The sequence below is a fragment of the Bradyrhizobium sp. NBAIM08 genome, assembly GCF_020193935.1.
Taxonomy (GTDB): domain Bacteria; phylum Pseudomonadota; class Alphaproteobacteria; order Rhizobiales; family Xanthobacteraceae; genus Bradyrhizobium; species Bradyrhizobium yuanmingense.
Map to the genome: position 1 here is coordinate 26,172 of NZ_JADYVR010000006.1, position 16,812 is coordinate 42,983.

Here is a 16,812-nt window from a genome sequence, read left to right on the forward strand (position 1 = left end):
TTTTTCCGTCATTCCGGGGCGCGCCTCTTGGCGCGAACCCGGAATCCATCGTGCAGCGAGCTCCGCGGCCCAACAGATTCCGGGTTCGCGACTTCGTCGCGCCCCGGAATGACGAGCAATGGGTGTTACGCCAGCTTCGCCAGCCCCTTCCAATCGAACCCAATCCCATGACCCGGCCGATCGGGCGCCAGCGCCAGCCCGTCCTTCAGCACCAGCGGATGCTCGATATACTTGTCGAGCCCGAAGCCGTGCGCCTCCAGATAGGATCGGTTCGGGCAGGCCGCGAGCAGGTGCACGGTGATGTCATGCGCGCCATGGCTGGTGACGGGCAGGTTGAACGCCTCCGCCAGCCGCGCGATCTTCATGAAGGCGGAAACGCCGCCGCAATTGGTGACGTCGGGCTCCGGGTAGGACACCGCGCCACTGGCGATGTAGTTCTTGAACTCCCACAGCGAGCGCAGATTCTCGCCCGCTGCGATCGGCACGCCGCCCGCCTGCATGATACGCACATGGCCCGCGACGTCGTCGGGGATGATCGGCTCCTCGAGCCAGGTGAGGTCGAAAGGAACGAAAGCACGCGCGGCGCGGATCGCCTCCTCGACCGTCCATTTCATGTTGGCATCCGCCATTAGCGGAAAGCCGTCGCCGAGATGCTGCCGCATCGCGGAGATGCGCGCGACATCGGACTTGAGGTCGGGCCGGCCGACCTTCATCTTGATGGCGCGAAAACCCTTGGCGAGGTTGCCATCGGTCTGCTTGAGCAGCGCATCGACGGAGAGATCGAGGTCGATGCCGCCGGCGTAGCACGGCACGTGCGCATCGAAGCCGCCGAGCAGGCGGTACAGCGGCAGCTTGGCGCGCCGCGCCTTCAGATCCCACAGCGCGATGTCGAGTGCCGAGAGCGCCAGCACCGCCGGCCCGCCGCGCCCGCCATAATGCAGCCCCCACCAGACATGATGCCAGATCGCCTCGGTATCGTCGGCCTCGCGTCCTTCGACCAGCGGCGGGATCTCGCGCTTGAGAATGTCGGCCACAGCCCCGCCGTTGCGCCCGACCGTATAGGTGTAGCCGACGCCCTCGGCGCCATCGGCATCGCGGATGCGGCAGGTGATCAGCTCGAACGCCGTCATGTCGCCATGCGTGGAGTCCGACAGCGTGATGGGGAGGGGGATCCGGTAGAGCCCGGTCTCGATGTTTGCGATGCGCGGCATGGTGCCTCCCTGTCTTTGGTTCTTCTTCTTCGTAGGGTGGGTTAGCTAGCGGATGCGCGAAGCGCAGTCCGCTGGCGTAACCCACCTCTTCTGTCTCTGCGGATACGAACAGTGGTGGGTTACGCCTAGCGGTTTGCGCTTCGCGCAATCCGCGGGGCTAACCCACCTTACGCTAGACTATGAAGTCCGTCGCCTCCAGCGAGGCCGCATGCACTCCGCTCAGGGTGATGGTGTCATTGGCAGTGAGGTGAATCACCGCATTGCCCGAGCTGTCATCGCTGATGAGGCCGGACAGGGTCGCCCAGTCGGCAAAACCGTAGTCGTGCAGGTTGATCACGTCGAGTTCCCCCGCGGTGCTGCCGACCGCCATGTTGCCTTGATTGAAGTCGTTGATGACGTCGTTGCCGGAGCCGGCCGTGAAGACGAAGACATCGTTGTTCGGCCCGCCCCACAGCTGATCATTACCCGCGCCGCCGTTGAGCGTGTCCGTGCCGCCAGTGATGGAGCCAGGGGTAGATGGCGCATAAGTCCGCGCATCGCCGTAGAGATGATCAGTGAACTCTCCGCCATTGAGGATGTCATTGCCGCCACGCGCACTGCCGGACATGTTCATGGCGTCGCCAATCAGCTGGGAGCCGTAGACGGCCGGCGGCGGCTCGCCGCCATTCGTCACGAAGGTCAGGGTATCGTTGCCACCCTGGGCATTGTCGGTCAATGACGTGAGCGAATCGCCGGCCAGCGTTCCACCTCCGATCGCCATGCCACTGCTGATGCCGAGCGTGAGGTCGTCGTTGCCACCGATTGTATTGCCGGTCATGGCACCGATGGCATCCCCACTGAGGGTCGCCGTGCTTTCGTATGCATATTCGAATACGTTCAGCGTGTCGTTGCCGCCATGCGCGTTGTCGCTCATGGATCCCCCGGCATCGCCACTGAACACGTTCTCGAAGGCCCGCCCACCGGTCACGCCTGTGAGCGTGTCATTGCCGCCTTGCGTGTTGCCCGACATGTCGCCTCCGGCATCTCCGTAAATGGAGATGTTGGAGCGGAAATTGCCGCCGGCGTCGGCGGTGAGCGTGTCGCTGCCGCCTGCAGCATTGCCCAACATGGTCTCGGCGTCGCCCATAATGGTGGCGCCGCTGAAGGGATAATCCACGTTCGCCGTGAGCGTGTCGTTGCCGCCGTGGGAATTGCCCTGCATGACCGTGTCTTCGCCGATCAGCGTAACGAACACGTCCGCGTTGAGGATGGTTGCCGTCACCGTGTCGTTCCCGCCCCAGCCGTCGATCGGGAAGTTGGGATCCCCGACGATGGTCGCGGTTTGGCTGAAGTCCGGAAAGGTGAGAATCAGGGTGTCGTTCGGCATCGTGCGCATGGCGCATCACTCCCATTTCATGTCAGTCACGTGACTCTGAAAACAGCGGAGGTCTCGGCGAGACGCACTGCGGTCACGCTTGGATCTGAATCTACTTGGAGTTGATGGCGGAGGTTTGCTCCTGACTCGGTTTGATTGCGGCCGAGGAACCGCGTGACGGTGCTCGCCATCGATGGCAGCACGGGACAGGCGCGGACTTCACGGAAGCCGCGATCGACCCGTTAGATCAGAGCCGTGTTAAAGCGCTATGACGTGCCGTTTGCCATCTCACCGCATCGTCGCGAGCTGCACCGCCAGCGCGCAGGCGCGGTCGTATTCGTCGAGATTGATCCATTCGTCGACCGTGTGCGCCTCGTTCTGGCCGGCACCGAAGGTCACGGTCGGAACGCCGTGGCGGACCATCCAGTTGGCGTCCAGGCCGCCATTGGCGGCGCGCACGTTCGCCGTTCCGCCCACGGCAGACACCGCCTCGATCGCGCGTTTGACCACCGGCAGGTTCTCCTTCATGCGGAACGGATAATAGTCGGTCTCGGCCTTGAATTTGACCTTGCCGGACTCGCCTTGCGCGTTGGTGACCTTCTTGGCCGCCTTCTCGAACGCGGCCTTGTAGGCCTTGGTGATCTCCTTGAAGAATTTTCCGTCGTGGCTGCGGCTCTCGCCGCGCACATGCACGTAGTCGGTGACGACATTGGTGGCATCGCCCGCGGGGCGGCCTTCGCCGCCGGTGACCGGGCCGACATTGCTGGTGCCTTGCCTCTTGCCCTTCACGACCTTGCCGAACCAGCCGCCGGCCTTCACGTCCGCAAGCGCCAGCGCCATGATCATGGTCGAGGAGATGCCGCGCTCGGGTGCGACGCCGGCATGCGAGGCGCGGCCGAAGATCTCGACGGTCCAGCGGTCGGCGCCGACGGCCCCGATCACGACGTTGGAGGCCGAGCCGCCGTCATAGTTGAACGCCATCACGGGCTTGCCGAGCTCGTCGAGCTTGACGTGCCGCGCGCCATAGAGCCCGCTCTCCTCGCGCACGCAGAACAACAGCGTGATCGGCGGATGATCGAGCTTCTGCTTTTGGAGCTCGGCGGCCAGCGTCACCAGCACGCCGCAGCCGCAGCGATTGTCGCCGCCGAGCGCGGTCTTGGCGTCGTTGACGATCTTGCGCCCCGTCAACTTTGGCTTGGCACCGGCGCACAGCGGCACCGTGTCCATGTGGGTCATGAACATGATGCGTGGATGGTTGTGCAGCGCGCCGCGGCCGGGCAGGTCGACGATGAGGTTGCCGGTCTCGGTCGGCACCGGAATGCGCGTGTTGGCGTCATCGAGCCGGATCGCCTTCGCCGGCACACCGCTCTCCTTCAGCGCAGCCGTGAGCTCCCGCCCGATCGCCGCCTCCTGCCCGGTGACGCCCTCCACGGCGAGGAAGCGCATGAGACGATCGGTGGCGGCTTTGGTGTCGACAGGCATGGACTCGAATTCCCTTGATGCGGATGGCGGCGCAGCATCTCCTGCGCTTCCGTATTTCGCAAGGGGCTCAGACGCGCTGCGTGTAGATCAAGAAAATCAGCACGCCGACCGCCAGTGCCGCCGCCATGAACAGCAGCACCGCCGGCAGCCCCGCGAGTGCGGCCACCGCGCCGGTGACGGATTGCATCAGCGCAGTGCCGAGAAAGAAGGCGAGATTGACGGCCGCAAGCGCCTTGCCGGCGACCTGCGCATCGACGAGTTGCCTGGACATGCCGAACAGCAGCGGCTGCGCCGAGGTGAAGAGCCCGATGAGCACGAACAATGCCAGATCGTAGGAGGGCGGCATGACGTTCACGCCGAACAGCCATGCAACGGCAAAGTGCGGCGCTCCCAGCGCCATCAGCGCGAGCAGTAGCGCCGCGATCGCATGCGTGCCGGCGACCAGCTCGCGGCGGCGGCCGAGCCTGCGGTCGATCATGCCGACGAGCAGCGGGCCTGCGATCATCGCCAGCGTGAACGCGCCGAGCTGGTTGCCGGCCTCGATCCGCGTCAGGCCCTTGATCTCCATCAGCCAGGGTCCTCCCCACAGGCCGCGCAGCACCAGCGTGCTCGCCAGCGACACCATCGCCAGCGCGATCACGCCGCGCAGCGGCCGTGACAGGCCGAGCCTGACCACATCGATCATCTGCGACAGCGGCGAGGACTCGTCCTTGTGCTCGGCCGGCTGGTGCGGCACCAGTACGAACACCGCCAGCGCGACGAGGATGCCGCCGATTGCGGAGATCCAGAACCCGGCGCGCCAGCCGTAAGTATCGATCACGAAAGCGAGCGGGCTCGCCGACAGCAGCATGCCGATATTGCCGATCGAGAGGATGGCGCCCGACCACAATCCGAATCGCGCCGCCGACAATTGCTTGGCTGCGAGCGTCATCGGGCACATCAGCATGCCCGAGGTGGCGACGCCGAGCAGCAGTTGCCCGACGGCGAAGCTCTCGGGCCCCGTCGCAAACCCCGAGGCCATCGCGCCGAACACGGTTCCCGCCAGCAGGGCGAGCGACACCGGCCGCACGCCTAACCGGTCCATCGCCGCGCCGACCGGGATCTGCGAGGCTGCAAAGGCAAAGTGGTAGACCGACGTGAGGCTCGCCAGCGCCTGCGGCTCGATGTGGAAATCCGCCGCCATCAGGTCGAGGCTCACCGCCGGAATGGTGCGCAGCAGGGTCGACAGCATGTGGCCGCAGGCGAGCGCGACCAGCGCGAAGATCAGCGCGCGGGTGGCGGTGCCCGCGTCGTCGTCGGCATTGGTCATGAGCGTCCCGTCCCGAGAAGGTTTTAGGGTGGGTTACAGGATTGAGGGGGCGGGTGCCAATGGCGGCAGCGCGCCCCCCTCATGCCGGAATGTGACCTCGGGCTGGTACTCGACCTCTCGAGCAATGCCATTGCCGAGAGGTTAGCCGCATTGCAACGCACCACCTTTGAGACGGCACGCAGCCTGGTAGGGAGTCATGGCGTTGCGCCGCGGGGATAAAGTGTTGTGGGCGTCTCCGCGGTGCGCGCGACGGTTGCATCATCTTCGCTCTTGGGAGCTTCCGTTGGCGAACGTAGGAACAAAGGAGACATCGTCTCTCTTACCTAGGTTAGGGAGACCTGATCATGCTGTCCTCGAGACCGCCACGGCCCATTCGCACGACGCTCGATCTTGCGAACGCTGAGCAGGTCAAGTCGGTCCGCAGGCGGCTTCGCATCTCCAATGCCGATCTGGTCAGGATCGTCGACAAGATCGGCAACTCTCTGGCGGCCATCGAGAAGGAAGTGGAGCTCGAAAAGCTGGCCGTTCAGCAAGGTAGTGCCAGGGACGCAGCGACGACCCTCGAATGAATCCAACCCATCACGTGGGAAAGGAGAATTGCGATGAACAGTCTGATCTACCTCATAGGGCTCATCGTTGTGATCGCCGTCATTCTTTCGTTCTTCGGCTTGCGATGACCCGCCACGGCCCGGCAGGCGACCGCCGCGCCGGTGAAGTCATTCTTAATGTCGCGTGCAGCAAATGGTTGATGCGCACCAGGTCAATACCATCATAGCGACGACGCTTTGTGCGTTCTTCGAGCGGCTTCCCGACGCTCAAATCGGCACTGAGGAAGCCAAGCTGCTGGCCAAGCAAATCACTGAAGCGCTGAACGCAGCTGGGCTGCAGATTGTCCCTGTGGCTCCGGCGAGCACACGGCCCTAGTTCTATGGCTGCGGCACCGAGCTTTCTGGCTTAAGGCTCCATCAGAGCTTCGTTTTCTTGAGGTCATGTCTCGCGCCGGAATGGCGTCATCCGCGTCGCTCCTGGGCCGCAATCTATTTCAACTCGATCAGCAGCTTCCAAGCGTCCTCCAGCAAGGCCTTCATCCGGTGTCGCTCGGCGCGGGCGTCCGGTGTGCACATTCCATGTTGATATGCATTCCGGTTGCCCTTCGGAGCGCCCGATCTTGGCGCGCCGCCATGCATGCGGCAGCGGCGCTTGCCGTGCACGGCTGGCGCGCGGCACGCGAGACCGCGGCGCGTCTGCGCCCCGCAGCGCGGGCTCGACTGCATTGCATCGGTATGACGGATGTGATCGCCGGTCATACGCAGGCGCCACTCGTATGGACCTCGCGGCCTGCGCCCGTTTCTACATTCGAAGTCGTCTCCATTGCGCCAGCCTCCGCAATGATCATGCTGGCATGCTGCGTGACGTTGCCCACGATCGCCCGTCCGCCGTCCTGCACCGACAAATTCTGCACCGTGATCGCGCGCTCGTCGCTGTTGCGGTGGCGGTTCAGCGCTTCGACCTGGGCGGCGAAGGTGCGGGAGAGCCGGGTCAAGGCGCGGGCGATGCCCTCCTGCTGCGTCAGATCGTCGGTGCAGGCGAGACGGCAGGCACAGCGCATCGCCGCCATGTGCACCGACACCATCTGGGAGACCAGCAAGGCCTCGATGGAATCCTTCGGCGCGATGCTCCTGATGGTCGAGATCATGAAGGCGAGATTGGCCTCATCCGGCTTCTGCCCGACCACGCTGGCCTTGACCAATTGCCTCAATATGCCGTGCATCGCGTCGCGGTCGGCGGCGCCGAGCGCCTCGGCCAGCAGCCGCTCGCCGGTGTGCGGGTCGGGATGGCGGATCGCAATGCGCCGCTTGTAGAGTTTTACGCGCGGGGTCGCGGCGGGAACGCTGCGATCGGATGCCGCGAGCGGCGAGGGGATGTGGCGTTCGAGAGCTGTCGTCATGGGCATGTGTCCTTTGAGCGCGCAAGCGCGAACGGCCGTTCGCCGCTGCGCGCGAATGCGGATTTCGGAATGTCGATGAAGGGTTTAGACGCAACCGCGTCGGCACGGGTCCGGACCGGCAGGCCGTGACGCTCGCGACTGTTGCGATGATGGCATTATGGCACTGTTTTGCCCGACGCGACAGAATTTATTTCGTAAATCCGAAAAATTTCCTCGGCCCTGCGCAAGCCTTTGTTCTGAAAGGGGCGGTCTACTGTGCATGGGGTTGTTTTCGCACTTTTGTATTGGAAGCGGCACGCACGTGCCGTGCGGCGGAATGCCGGCGCTCAAACGCGATTGCGAAATCCGGCACGGCCGCTATTCATGACTTCTACGGCGTCGCACCAACAAGCATGCACAAGCGACGCCAAGAGGTCTGGGAGAGAACGAATGCAACGAACCGCCCGCCTGCTGGCAGTCATCGCAGCTCTATGCGCCTTGGCGCCGGCGACAGAGGCTCTCGCGCAGAAATATCCGTCGCGGCCGGTCAAGATCATGGTCGGCTTCAGTGCGGGCGGCCCGGTCGACGTCGTCGCGCGCATCATTGGCGACCGCTTGAGCAACAAGCTCGGCCAGCCCTTCGTGGTCGAGAACCGCGCCGGCGCCAACGGCATGATCGCGGCCGAAGCCGTCGCGCGCGCCGAGGCGGACGGCTACACCATGCTCGCCTGCAACTCGTCGACGATCACGCTGAACAAGACGCTGTTCAAGGACATCCGCTACGATCCGCAAGTCGACTTTGCGTCGCTCACCACGGTGGTCTCGGCGCCGCTCGTCCTCGTCGTCAATCCCGAGAATCCCAAGACGGCGAACGTCAAGTCGGTGGCCGATCTCGTCGCTGCGGCGAAGGCCGCGCCCGGCGCGCTCGCCTACGGCTCGGGCGGCAACGGCAATCTCGCCCATCTCGCCATGGAGCTGCTCAGCCAGAAGGCCGGCATCAAGCTGATCCATGTGCCCTATCGCGGCGGCTCGGCCGCCGAGGTCGGCATTCTCGCGCAGGAGGTGCTGGCGGTGTTCGATCCGCTCTCCGCCGTGCCGCTGGTCAAGGCCGGCAAGCTGCGCGCGCTGGCGGTGTCCTCGGCCGAGCGGCTGCCGGCGCTGCCCGACGTGCCGACCGTGGCGGAAGCCGGCTATCCCGGATTCGACATCTCGTTCTGGGTCGGCTTCTTCATGCCCAAGGCAACACCCGCGCCGATCCTGGAAACCCTGCACCGGGAGATCGTCGCCGCCGCCAAGGATCCCTCGGCCGAGGAGAAGCTCGGCGCGCAAGGCGTCGTCAGCGTGCTCAGCCCGGCCGACTACGCCGCGAAGATCGCCAAGGAGACCAAGGAGCTCGCAGAGGTGGTCGCGGCGGCGAACATCAAGGCGGAATAGGGCGCGACGCGCTATCTGCCGATCAGCAGCTTAAGCCGGTCGAGCAGCGGACGCTGTCCTGCATTGATCTTCTCCTGCGCCGCGTCGAGCGTGAACCATTCGGCGCGGTCGACTTCCGGAAAGGCCTGCCGCTTGCCGCTGCGCGGCGGCCATTCCATCTCGAACGTGTTGCTGCGAATGCTGCGCACGTCGAGATCGAGCTCGGCCGCGAACGCGGTGACGAGCTTGCCCCCGCGCTGCCTGACCTGGCCCAGCGGGGTCAGCGGCAGGGAAAGCTCCTGTCCCAGCTCCTCGGCGAACTCACGTCGCGCCGCGATCTCCGCGTCGTCCGTGTATTCACCCTTCGGGATCGACCATGCGCCGAGATCCTTGTTGCGCCAGAACGGCCCTCCGGGATGGACCAGGAGCACCTCGATGTTCCCACGCTTGCGATAGGCGATGATCCCGGCACTCTTCGATGGCATTGCAGGTTCCGCAAAAAGAGCCGCGGCCTTCCCTCGGGAAAAAGTGGAACTGCGCGTCCTAGCGCAGGTTAGTAGCCAATGTTCATTTGATGAAAGGGAGTGAACCATGATCCGCCTGTTGGCAACCACCGCATTGGGGGTGGTGCTGGCGAGCGCCGCGTTTGCGCAATCGCCCAGCACGAATCCGCCGTCTCAGCAGACGCCGCAGTCCCAGTCGAACTCGACCGCGCCATCCACGAGCTCGCAGTCGAGCGCGACCGACAAGCAGCAGACCACATCGCAACCGCAGCAATCCCCGTCGTCGGGAACGCCGGCCCAGACCACGCAGACCAACCCACCATCGTCCGGCTCCGGCACCGCCAATACGGGCTCGACTGCGCAGTCGCAGAGCGGTGCGACAAATTCCAATGCAACCGGCAACCAGCCTGCAACGCAGCAGAGCGCCAATCCGCCAGCTGCGAACACCAACCAGGCACAGGACCGGTCCAATCCGCCGCCGGCCAGCAATCAAGCCCAGCAGGCACCGGCCGCATCTGGAACCAACCAGGCCCAGCAGGCACCGACTGCGCCGACGAGCAACCAGGCGGCCGCCCAGGCCGACGTCAACCTCAACAAGCAGCAGGAGACCAAGATCAGCGCGTCGATCTCGCACCTCAACGTGCGGCCGCTGACCAACGTCAATTTCGCGCTGAACGTCGGCACGGTGGTGCCGCGCGACGTGCACCTCTCGACGCTGCCGCCCGACGTCGTCGAGATCGTGCCGCAATATCGCGGCTACAGCTTTGCGCTGGTGAAAGATCAGATCGTCGTGGTCGATCCGGCGACCTACAAGATTGTGACGGTGCTGCCATACTCAGGCCAGTCCACGGCGACAACGACCACGCGCGAGCGCAGCGCCAGCAAGTTCTCGGATCGCGATCGCGAGGTGATCCGCAAGCATGCGAAAACCCGTACCGAGGGGCGCAAGGAAGTGCGGACCACCGGCAGCACGGCGCGCAGTGAGATCCGCGTCGGTGACCGTCTTCCCGAGAGCGTCGAGGTCGAGGAGTTCCCGACCACGGTCTACCGCGATGCGCCGGGCTTGCGTGAATATCGCTACATCCACCGCGACACCCGGACCTATGTCATCGAGCCGCGCGAGCGGCGGGTGATCGAGGAGATCGACTAGGTCGATTTAGGTCGGAGCCGCCGCAAGCGAGCGGCTCCGATCGTTAGCCTGACGTCCGTTCGCGCGATGCGAGACGAACGGCGCGAGCCTTCGCGCTCTTTCCGGCCGCGCGTGCCGCGATCATGCTGCGGGCCTTGGCGGGAGCCGTGACATTCTTCCGCAACAGTGTGGCGAGCCGCTTGCGGGCGCCCTTCGTCGTCACGCGCGCCGCGACTTGCTCCGCCTTGCGAATGATGTTCGCAACCGAAGGCGTCAGGTTCACCGGAACCCAGGCGACGTCCTTGGCCTTCGAAAGACTGCCGATGCCTTCGCATGGCGCTTCGCGCGGCAGGTCGATGCGGATCGCGAGTGCCTCCGACCGTTCGGTCCAGTCTTCGGCCTTGGTGCCGGTGATGATCCGGACATAGTCGCGCGTCTCACGCGGCAGCTCGCTCTGCCTGGCAAGCCATTTCTGGATGCGGCCGGGACCGGCATTGTACGCCGCGGCAGCAAGGCCGAGATTGCCGAAATCGTCGCGCAGCTTGCGCAGGAATTTTGCCGACGCCGGCAGCGCCTTCATCGGATCGAAGGGATCGTCGAGCCCGACCTCGGCGGCCGTCCCCGGCATGAACTGCGCGACGCCCTGCGCGCCAGCATGGCTGACCTCGTTGGACTTGAAGCGGCTCTCCTGCCAGATCAGGCGCGCGAAGAACGGCACCGGAATGCCGCTGGATTCGGCGGCCTCGCGCAGCGCGTGACAAAATCGTTCGGTTGGCGAGGGCTCCGCCTGCACCACCGGCTCGACCGCGCGCGGTGGCTCGATCACCTGCTCGTAAGCCGCGTGCGCGTTGGCAAGCTCGATCGCCTGCACGCTGGCGACGAAGAGCTCGACCACCGGAACAAGTGACGAGGCATGATTGTTCTTGAGAACAGTGGTGTCGAAACGTGATGCTTGGCGGGATGCCGACGGATCGAGATCGCACATCAGAAGCAGAAACGCGGCGCAAGCCGCGACGACAAATCGCATTTGCTGGGAGAACCTCGAACTGTGGGATGAACGGCCAGCGATGCGCCGGCGACAGGAAGTTCTTAACCGTCCGATTGCGGCAAAGCTGCGGTCTCTCGGGTTCCTTCGGTGTTACTACGGTGTTCCCGAAGAGAAACTCTCCGCGGCTTTGCGGGCTGTTTGCGAGTGGGATGCGCGATGACGATGCGATGGATACTAGGCGCGGTGATGTCGCTGTGGCTCGTCGCTCCGGCGCTCGCAGGCAATCTCGAGCCTGCTGCGGTGAATGACGCTGCGCGTCCTGCGAAGCCACCGGCCACCGACAAGCTGAATGCAGCCGTGGTGAAGCTTCAGGTGCTGCTCGATCGCGCGCATTATTCGCCCGGCGAGATTGACGGCAAGCTCGGCGAGAACGCGCAGAAGGCGCTCAAGGCGTTCGCGGAGCAGAACGGCATCGCATCCGACAAGGTTGTGGCGCCGGAGCTCTGGGACAAGCTGACCGCGGCGAGCGAGGGCCCGATCCTCGTCGACTACAAGATCACCGACGCCGACGTGAAGGGACCGTTCTTAAAGAAGCTGCCGGCCAAGCTCGATGACATGAAGTCGCTGGACGCGCTGAGCTACACCAGCCCGCTCGAAGGACTTGCCGAGAAATTCCACATGAGCGCGGATCTGCTCAAGGCGCTCAATCCGGGCAAGACCTTCGACAAGGCCGGAGAGACGATCGTCGTTGCCAATGTTCCGGCGCGGCGCGAGCTGCCGCGCATTGCCCGGCTCGAAGTCGATAAGACCAACGGGACCTTGAAAGCGTTCGACGCAAGCGGCGCTCTGCTGGCGTTCTATCCGGCGTCAGTCGGCAGTCCGGATCGCCCGACGCCAACGGGAACGCTGAAGGTCACCGCCAGCCATGAACTGCCGACCTACCGCTACAATCCCGAGTACAAGTTCAAGAGCGTCAAGTCCAAGAGACCGTTCGACATCAAGCCGGGTCCGAACAATCCGGTGGGCGCATACTGGATCGGCCTGTCGGCGCAGGGCTACGGCATCCACGGAACGGCAGAGCCCGACAAGGTCAGCAAGTCGGCGTCGCACGGCTGCGTTCGCCTCACCAATTGGGATGCGCGGGTGCTCGGCGAGAACGTGAAGCGCGGCATGCCCGTCGTCTTCCTCGATGCGCCGACGGAATCCTCATCGAGGCGGCAGGGTGCGCCCGCTGCGAAGCGTGCCGCGAACTAGTCCTTCGGAAAATCCTTGCGCATCGCGATCTCCGCGGCGTCGCCGGGCGACAGCACGTTTTGATCGAAGGCGGCCTGCGGCGTCGTCATGATGTCGTAGAGCGAGATGCCCTTGATCGGCTTGCCCATGAGCTCGCGGACGCATTCGGCGAGCGTGCCGTTGTAGACGAGATAGGGCGGCCCGCGATCCTTCTGCCGCTCGCCCTTCAGCGACGGCCATTTCTTCAGCTCGGCCGGCGCGTCATAGGCGATCGGCGATCCCTCTTTGAACATGCGTTTGGCCCCGGTGGCTTGATGGCCGGGAAGTCTACAGCCGCCGGGTAAACGCCCGTTAAAGAATTGGTTCAAATCAGCCGGCAATGAAGGCGAGCAGGGTGCCGTTGGCCTTGGCCGGCGGCACGCAGATCGCAGCTGCGCTCCGCACGGCGGCTGGCCCCAGCGCCTTCTCGGTCGCCGCGAGGTCGCCGCTGACCAGCACCAGCGCGGCGCCACCGCGCTCTGAGAGGCCATTCAGCGACACGCCGGGATAGCGCTTGGCGAGCTGGTCCAGCGTCAAATAGACGAAGTCGGCGCGATCGCCGCCGGAAGGCACGATGACGGCGCCGTCCGCGTCGGCCTTCGCCTCGCGGTCGATCAGGCGGGCGAGATGCGCGGCCTCCTTGGCGGGCTCTGGCGTTGCGATCAGCGTCTGCTTGATCCGCTTGGCCGCATTGGCGTGGGTCATCAGCTCGGGGATCCACACGGTCTCGGGGGTCTTGTGCTGGCAGGCGAAGATGCGCACGCCGCCCGGCGCTTCAGCCGTCGGCCACATGAAGGTGCGGAATTTCGCCGCCGAGATCGTGCCATCAGGCAGCGTGACGGGACGTTCGAAATCGGTCGGGCCGATCGGCTCCAGGCCGCGTGCACGGATTTCCCCGGCGCCGGCGGCGCTATCGACTGCGGTGAAAGCGATGCGCTCGATGCCCTCGCCATGGCGCTCGACGAAGGCGCGGGCCGGCGCATTGTGCTCGGTTGCCACGAGCACGCCGAGCAGCTCCATGTAATCGGGGTCGAACATGATGGTGTAATTGCCGGTGCCCATATGCGCGCTGTGGGTGCCGCGCGGCGAGACCGTGAAGCCGAGTTGTCTGTAGTTCTCGGCGGCCTTGTCGAGGTCCTTCACCATGACGACGGCGTGGTCGATACCGATGACGTTCTTGAGGGCCACTGTTGCTATTCCCCGATTGCAAGCTGATTTTGCGCCGCGCCGGCGGCTGCCGGCCATGTCTACGCCGGATGGGCCGTCAAGTCATTTTCAATTCGGCGAGAGATGCGGAATTTCATTCCGCGCGATGCATCCTCCGACGCGCTTCAGCGCGCCTGCTCGAGGTAAGCCGCGAGGACGGCGCGCTCCTCGCCGGTCATTTCCGTGATGTTGCCCGGCGGCATCGCATTCGACCAGGCCGCGACCCGTCCGATCAGGCGGATGTTGCGATGGATGTGCTCGGGCGTGTCGAGCACAATGCCCTTCGGCGCGGTGACGATGCCGGCCCAGACCGGCTCGGCCGCGTGGCACATGCTGCAGCGGGACATCACGATCTCCTCGACATTGGCGGCCGTGACCGGCGCCGACAATGCGCCCGTCTTCACCTCGCGCGGTCCGGCGGCGGAGAGGAGGAGGATCGCAATCACGCCGGCCGCGGCCACGCCCCACACCCACCAGGGTGATTGGCGCCTGGCATGACGCTCGTTGAAGAAGTGGCGGATCACCGGCCCGAGCGCCAGGACGATCGCGACGATGATCCAGTTGAACCGCGTGGCGTAGAGCAGGGGATAGTGGTTGCTGATCATCAGCACGACGACGGGAAGCGTCAGGTAATTGTTGTGGACCGAGCGTTCCTTGCTGGCCTTGCCGAGCTTGGGGTCAGGCGCTTGTCCGGCGATCAGGCTGGCCACGATCTTCTTCTGGTTCGGAATGATCAGCGTGAAGACGTTGGCGACCATGATGGTGCCGATGATCGCGCCGATCTGGTTGAAGGCGCCGCGTCCGCTCAGCACATGGGTGAAGGCGTAAGTGAGTGCGACCAGGAACAGATAGCCGCCGATGGCGAAAGGCAGTTCGCGCTGGGCGAGCCCGGTGCGGCAGGCGGCCTCATAGAGCAGCCACGCCAGCGCCAGGCTGCAGAAGCTGAACAGTCCGGCCTGGAATGATGTGAGGTCGAGGATCGACTTGTCGACCAGGAACAAGTCGGCCTCGAGATAATACACCACCACCATCAGCGCGAAGCCGGACAGCCAGGTGGTGTAGGCCTCCCATTTGAACCAGGTCAGCTCGTCCGGCATCTGGCTGGGCGCGACCAGGTATTTCATGATCCGGTAGAAGCCGCCGCCATGGACCTGCCAGGCCTCGCCCTGCACGCCGCCCGGCAGGTCGGCCTTCGGCTTCAGGCTGAGGTCGAGGGCGATGAAATAGAAGGAACTGCCGATCCAGGCGATTGCGGCCACCACGTGCAGCCAGCGCAGCAGCAGGCTCGCCCATTCCGATATGACGGATCCCCACATGATCTCCTCATCCGGCGCGACCTGGATGCCGTAGCCTCCATGACCGTAACCGGCGATCGCCGCCCTCACAATGTGTCGCACCGTTCAACCGCATTTTCCAGTATGATGGACTGCGGCTGATGCACATCGTGCGGGCATGAACTGACGTGGGATTCGGCAGGCGCCAAACTCGCCGAGAGACCTTTTGCGGGTGATCGGCGTTGACGCACGACACGCCCAAGGCGGAGGACGACGAATTGAGCGACAGGATAAGGTTCGTGGCGATGCTCGCAGCGCTGCTGGCTGCTGCTGCGGCCGGCGCACACGCCGAGCCCGTGTTGCAGGGCAAGGATGCCTATGGCGATTGGCGCGCCGACAAGCCCGGCACGGTCAGGCTGATCCGGCCGCAGGATCTGGTCAGGCCCGGCGCCACGCGATCGGTTGCGAGCTCGTCGCGCGTGGTGCCGCGTCCGCCGGAAGCCCAGCTCCAGGTGCCGGCCGGCTTCAAGATCGAGCTGTTCGCCGAAGGCCTGCGTGCGCCGCGCATCATCCGCGCGGCGCCGAATGGCGATGTGTTCGTCGCGGAAACACGCGCCGGCACCGTTCGGGTGCTGCGCGCGGGCGAGGGCGGCAAGGTCGCGACCAACGAGATCTTCGCCAGCGGCCTGCGGCAGCCGTTCGGCATCGCTTTCTTTCCGAACGGCGACAATCCGCAATGGGTCTATGTCGCCAACACCGACAGCGTCGTTCGCTTTCCCTACAAGGCCGGCGATGTGAAGGCGCGCGGCAAAGCGGAGACGGTTGTCGCAAGCCTGCCGGATGGGGGCCATTCCACCCGCGATATCGTCTTCACGCCCGACAACAAGCGTATGCTGGTGTCGGTGGGTTCGCTCAGCAACGTCGCCGAAGGCATGGGCACGCCGCCCGGCGGGATGGAGGCGTGGGCGAAGACGCAGCCGCTCGGCGCCACATGGGCCAGCGAGCTCGAGCGCGGCGCGGTGCTGGCCTTCAACCCTGACGGCAAGGAGCGAAAGATCCATGCCACCGGTATCCGCAACTGCGTCGGCCTCGCGATCCAGCCGCAGACCGGTCTGCCCTGGTGCTCGACCAATGAGCGCGACGGTCTCGGCGACGACCTCGTGCCCGATTACGTCACGAGCGTGAAGGAAGGCGCGTTCTACGGCTGGCCATGGTTCTATATCGGTGGCAATGAAGACCCGCGCCATGCCGGCGCGCGGCCGGATCTAAAGGACAAGGTGACTGTGCCCGATGTGCTGATCCAGCCGCACTCGGCCTCACTCGGCATGACCTTCTACCAGGGCGCGCAGTTTCCGCCCGAATACCAGGGCGACGCCTTCGCCGCCCAGCACGGCTCCTGGAACAGGTCGAAACGCACCGGCTACAAGGTGATCCGCATCCGCATGAAGGACGGCAAGCCGACCGGCGAGTACGAGGATTTCGTCACCGGGTTCGTCGTGAACGATACGGAAGTGTGGGGCAGGCCGGTGGGAGTGGCGGTGGCGAAGGATGGATCGCTGCTGATCTCGGAAGATGGCAACGGCACGATCTGGCGGGTGACAAGCGCGCCGCGGTGACGCTGCACCCTCTCCCCTTGTGGGAGAGGGTGGCTTCGCGAACGCGAAGCCGGGTGAGGGGTATCTATCGTCACGAGCAGTCTCAGGTGTAGAGAGAACCCCTCATCCGGCGCTTTGCGCCACCTTCT

The 16,812-nt window shown here is 64.9% G+C and carries 17 protein-coding genes; 6 read left to right on the top strand and 11 right to left on the bottom strand.

Annotation, left to right across the window (positions count from 1 at the left end; genetic code table 11):
• Nucleotides 1-125: 125 nt before the first annotated feature.
• From I6F37_RS21125 to I6F37_RS21140, 4 genes are all read right to left on the bottom strand, one after another.
• Entirely contained in the window at nt 126-1,211 is a 1,086-nt protein-coding gene (locus I6F37_RS21125; RefSeq protein ID WP_225152561.1) for a mandelate racemase/muconate lactonizing enzyme family protein, read from the bottom strand.
• Nucleotides 1,212-1,383: 172 nt separating this feature from the next.
• Nucleotides 1,384-2,586: a calcium-binding protein gene (locus I6F37_RS21130; RefSeq protein WP_225146169.1), complete on the bottom strand. Its 1,203-nt coding sequence runs from the start codon at nt 2,584-2,586 to the stop codon at nt 1,384-1,386.
• Nucleotides 2,587-2,853: 267 nt separating this feature from the next.
• Entirely contained in the window at nt 2,854-4,047 is a 1,194-nt protein-coding gene (locus I6F37_RS21135; RefSeq protein ID WP_225152563.1) for a M20/M25/M40 family metallo-hydrolase, read from the bottom strand.
• Nucleotides 4,048-4,114: 67 nt separating this feature from the next.
• Nucleotides 4,115-5,356 carry an MFS transporter gene (locus I6F37_RS21140; protein WP_225152565.1) on the bottom strand — a complete coding sequence of 414 codons (1,242 nt, stop codon included), beginning with the start codon at nt 5,354-5,356 and terminating at the stop codon, nt 4,115-4,117.
• 344 nt (nt 5,357-5,700) lie between these two features.
• Between I6F37_RS21140 and I6F37_RS21145 the strand changes: the two genes are divergently transcribed.
• Nucleotides 5,701-5,925, top strand: a complete 225-nt coding sequence (locus tag I6F37_RS21145; RefSeq protein ID WP_036026050.1) for a DUF3606 domain-containing protein — start codon at nt 5,701-5,703, stop codon at nt 5,923-5,925.
• A 172-nt stretch (nt 5,926-6,097) separates the two neighbouring features.
• The gene (locus I6F37_RS21150) at nt 6,098-6,280 is read left to right on the top strand and encodes a hypothetical protein (RefSeq protein WP_036004233.1); all 183 of its coding nucleotides are present in this window, start codon (nt 6,098-6,100) and stop codon (nt 6,278-6,280) included.
• A 113-nt stretch (nt 6,281-6,393) separates the two neighbouring features.
• Here the strand turns inward: I6F37_RS21150 and I6F37_RS45570 are convergent, their stop codons facing one another.
• A complete protein-coding gene (locus I6F37_RS45570) occupies nt 6,394-6,663 on the bottom strand; it encodes an HGGxSTG domain-containing protein (RefSeq protein WP_036026046.1) in 270 nt (89 codons plus the stop codon).
• Nucleotides 6,660-7,304, bottom strand: a complete 645-nt coding sequence (locus tag I6F37_RS21155) for a hypothetical protein (RefSeq protein ID WP_225152567.1) — start codon at nt 7,302-7,304, stop codon at nt 6,660-6,662. Before I6F37_RS21155 ends, I6F37_RS45570 begins: the two co-directional genes overlap by 4 nt.
• A 429-nt stretch (nt 7,305-7,733) precedes the next feature.
• On the opposite strand from I6F37_RS21155, the gene I6F37_RS21160 reads away from it, so the two are divergent.
• Nucleotides 7,734-8,717: a tripartite tricarboxylate transporter substrate binding protein gene (locus I6F37_RS21160; protein WP_225112708.1), complete on the top strand. Its 984-nt coding sequence runs from the start codon at nt 7,734-7,736 to the stop codon at nt 8,715-8,717.
• 11 nt (nt 8,718-8,728) lie between these two features.
• Here the strand turns inward: I6F37_RS21160 and I6F37_RS21165 are convergent, their stop codons facing one another.
• The gene (locus tag I6F37_RS21165; protein WP_225152568.1) at nt 8,729-9,181 is read right to left on the bottom strand and encodes an NUDIX domain-containing protein; all 453 of its coding nucleotides are present in this window, start codon (nt 9,179-9,181) and stop codon (nt 8,729-8,731) included.
• 106 nt (nt 9,182-9,287) lie between these two features.
• Here I6F37_RS21165 and I6F37_RS21170 point away from each other — a divergent pair, with 106 nt between their 5' ends.
• The gene (locus I6F37_RS21170; RefSeq protein ID WP_225152570.1) at nt 9,288-10,349 is read left to right on the top strand and encodes a DUF1236 domain-containing protein; all 1,062 of its coding nucleotides are present in this window, start codon (nt 9,288-9,290) and stop codon (nt 10,347-10,349) included.
• Nucleotides 10,350-10,392: 43 nt separating this feature from the next.
• On the opposite strand, the gene I6F37_RS21175 is transcribed toward I6F37_RS21170, so the two are convergent.
• Nucleotides 10,393-11,355, bottom strand: coding sequence for a lytic transglycosylase domain-containing protein (locus I6F37_RS21175; RefSeq protein ID WP_225152572.1), 963 nt, complete (start codon nt 11,353-11,355; stop codon nt 10,393-10,395).
• Between the two features lie 183 nt (nt 11,356-11,538).
• Here I6F37_RS21175 and I6F37_RS21180 point away from each other — a divergent pair, with 183 nt between their 5' ends.
• Nucleotides 11,539-12,570, top strand: a complete 1,032-nt coding sequence (locus I6F37_RS21180; RefSeq protein ID WP_225152809.1) for a L,D-transpeptidase family protein — start codon at nt 11,539-11,541, stop codon at nt 12,568-12,570.
• Here I6F37_RS21180 and I6F37_RS21185 read toward each other — a convergent pair.
• The 3 genes from I6F37_RS21185 to I6F37_RS21195 all read right to left on the bottom strand — a co-directional run bounded on the left by I6F37_RS21185 (nt 12,567) and on the right by I6F37_RS21195 (nt 15,110).
• Entirely contained in the window at nt 12,567-12,842 is a 276-nt protein-coding gene (locus I6F37_RS21185; protein ID WP_036004252.1) for a hypothetical protein, read from the bottom strand. The two genes, I6F37_RS21180 and I6F37_RS21185, sit on opposite strands and share 4 nt — an antisense overlap.
• A 76-nt stretch (nt 12,843-12,918) precedes the next feature.
• The gene (locus I6F37_RS21190; RefSeq protein WP_225152574.1) at nt 12,919-13,776 is read right to left on the bottom strand and encodes a VOC family protein; all 858 of its coding nucleotides are present in this window, start codon (nt 13,774-13,776) and stop codon (nt 12,919-12,921) included.
• A 143-nt stretch (nt 13,777-13,919) separates the two neighbouring features.
• Nucleotides 13,920-15,110 (bottom strand): urate hydroxylase PuuD, encoded by a 1,191-nt coding sequence (locus I6F37_RS21195; protein ID WP_225152811.1) that lies wholly within the window; start codon nt 15,108-15,110, stop codon nt 13,920-13,922.
• 263 nt (nt 15,111-15,373) lie between these two features.
• Between I6F37_RS21195 and I6F37_RS21200 the strand changes: the two genes are divergently transcribed.
• On the top strand, nt 15,374-16,684 hold the full coding sequence (locus I6F37_RS21200; RefSeq protein ID WP_057026994.1) for a sorbosone dehydrogenase family protein: 1,311 nt from the start codon (nt 15,374-15,376) through the stop codon (nt 16,682-16,684).
• The last annotated feature ends 128 nt before the right edge of the window (nt 16,685-16,812 follow it).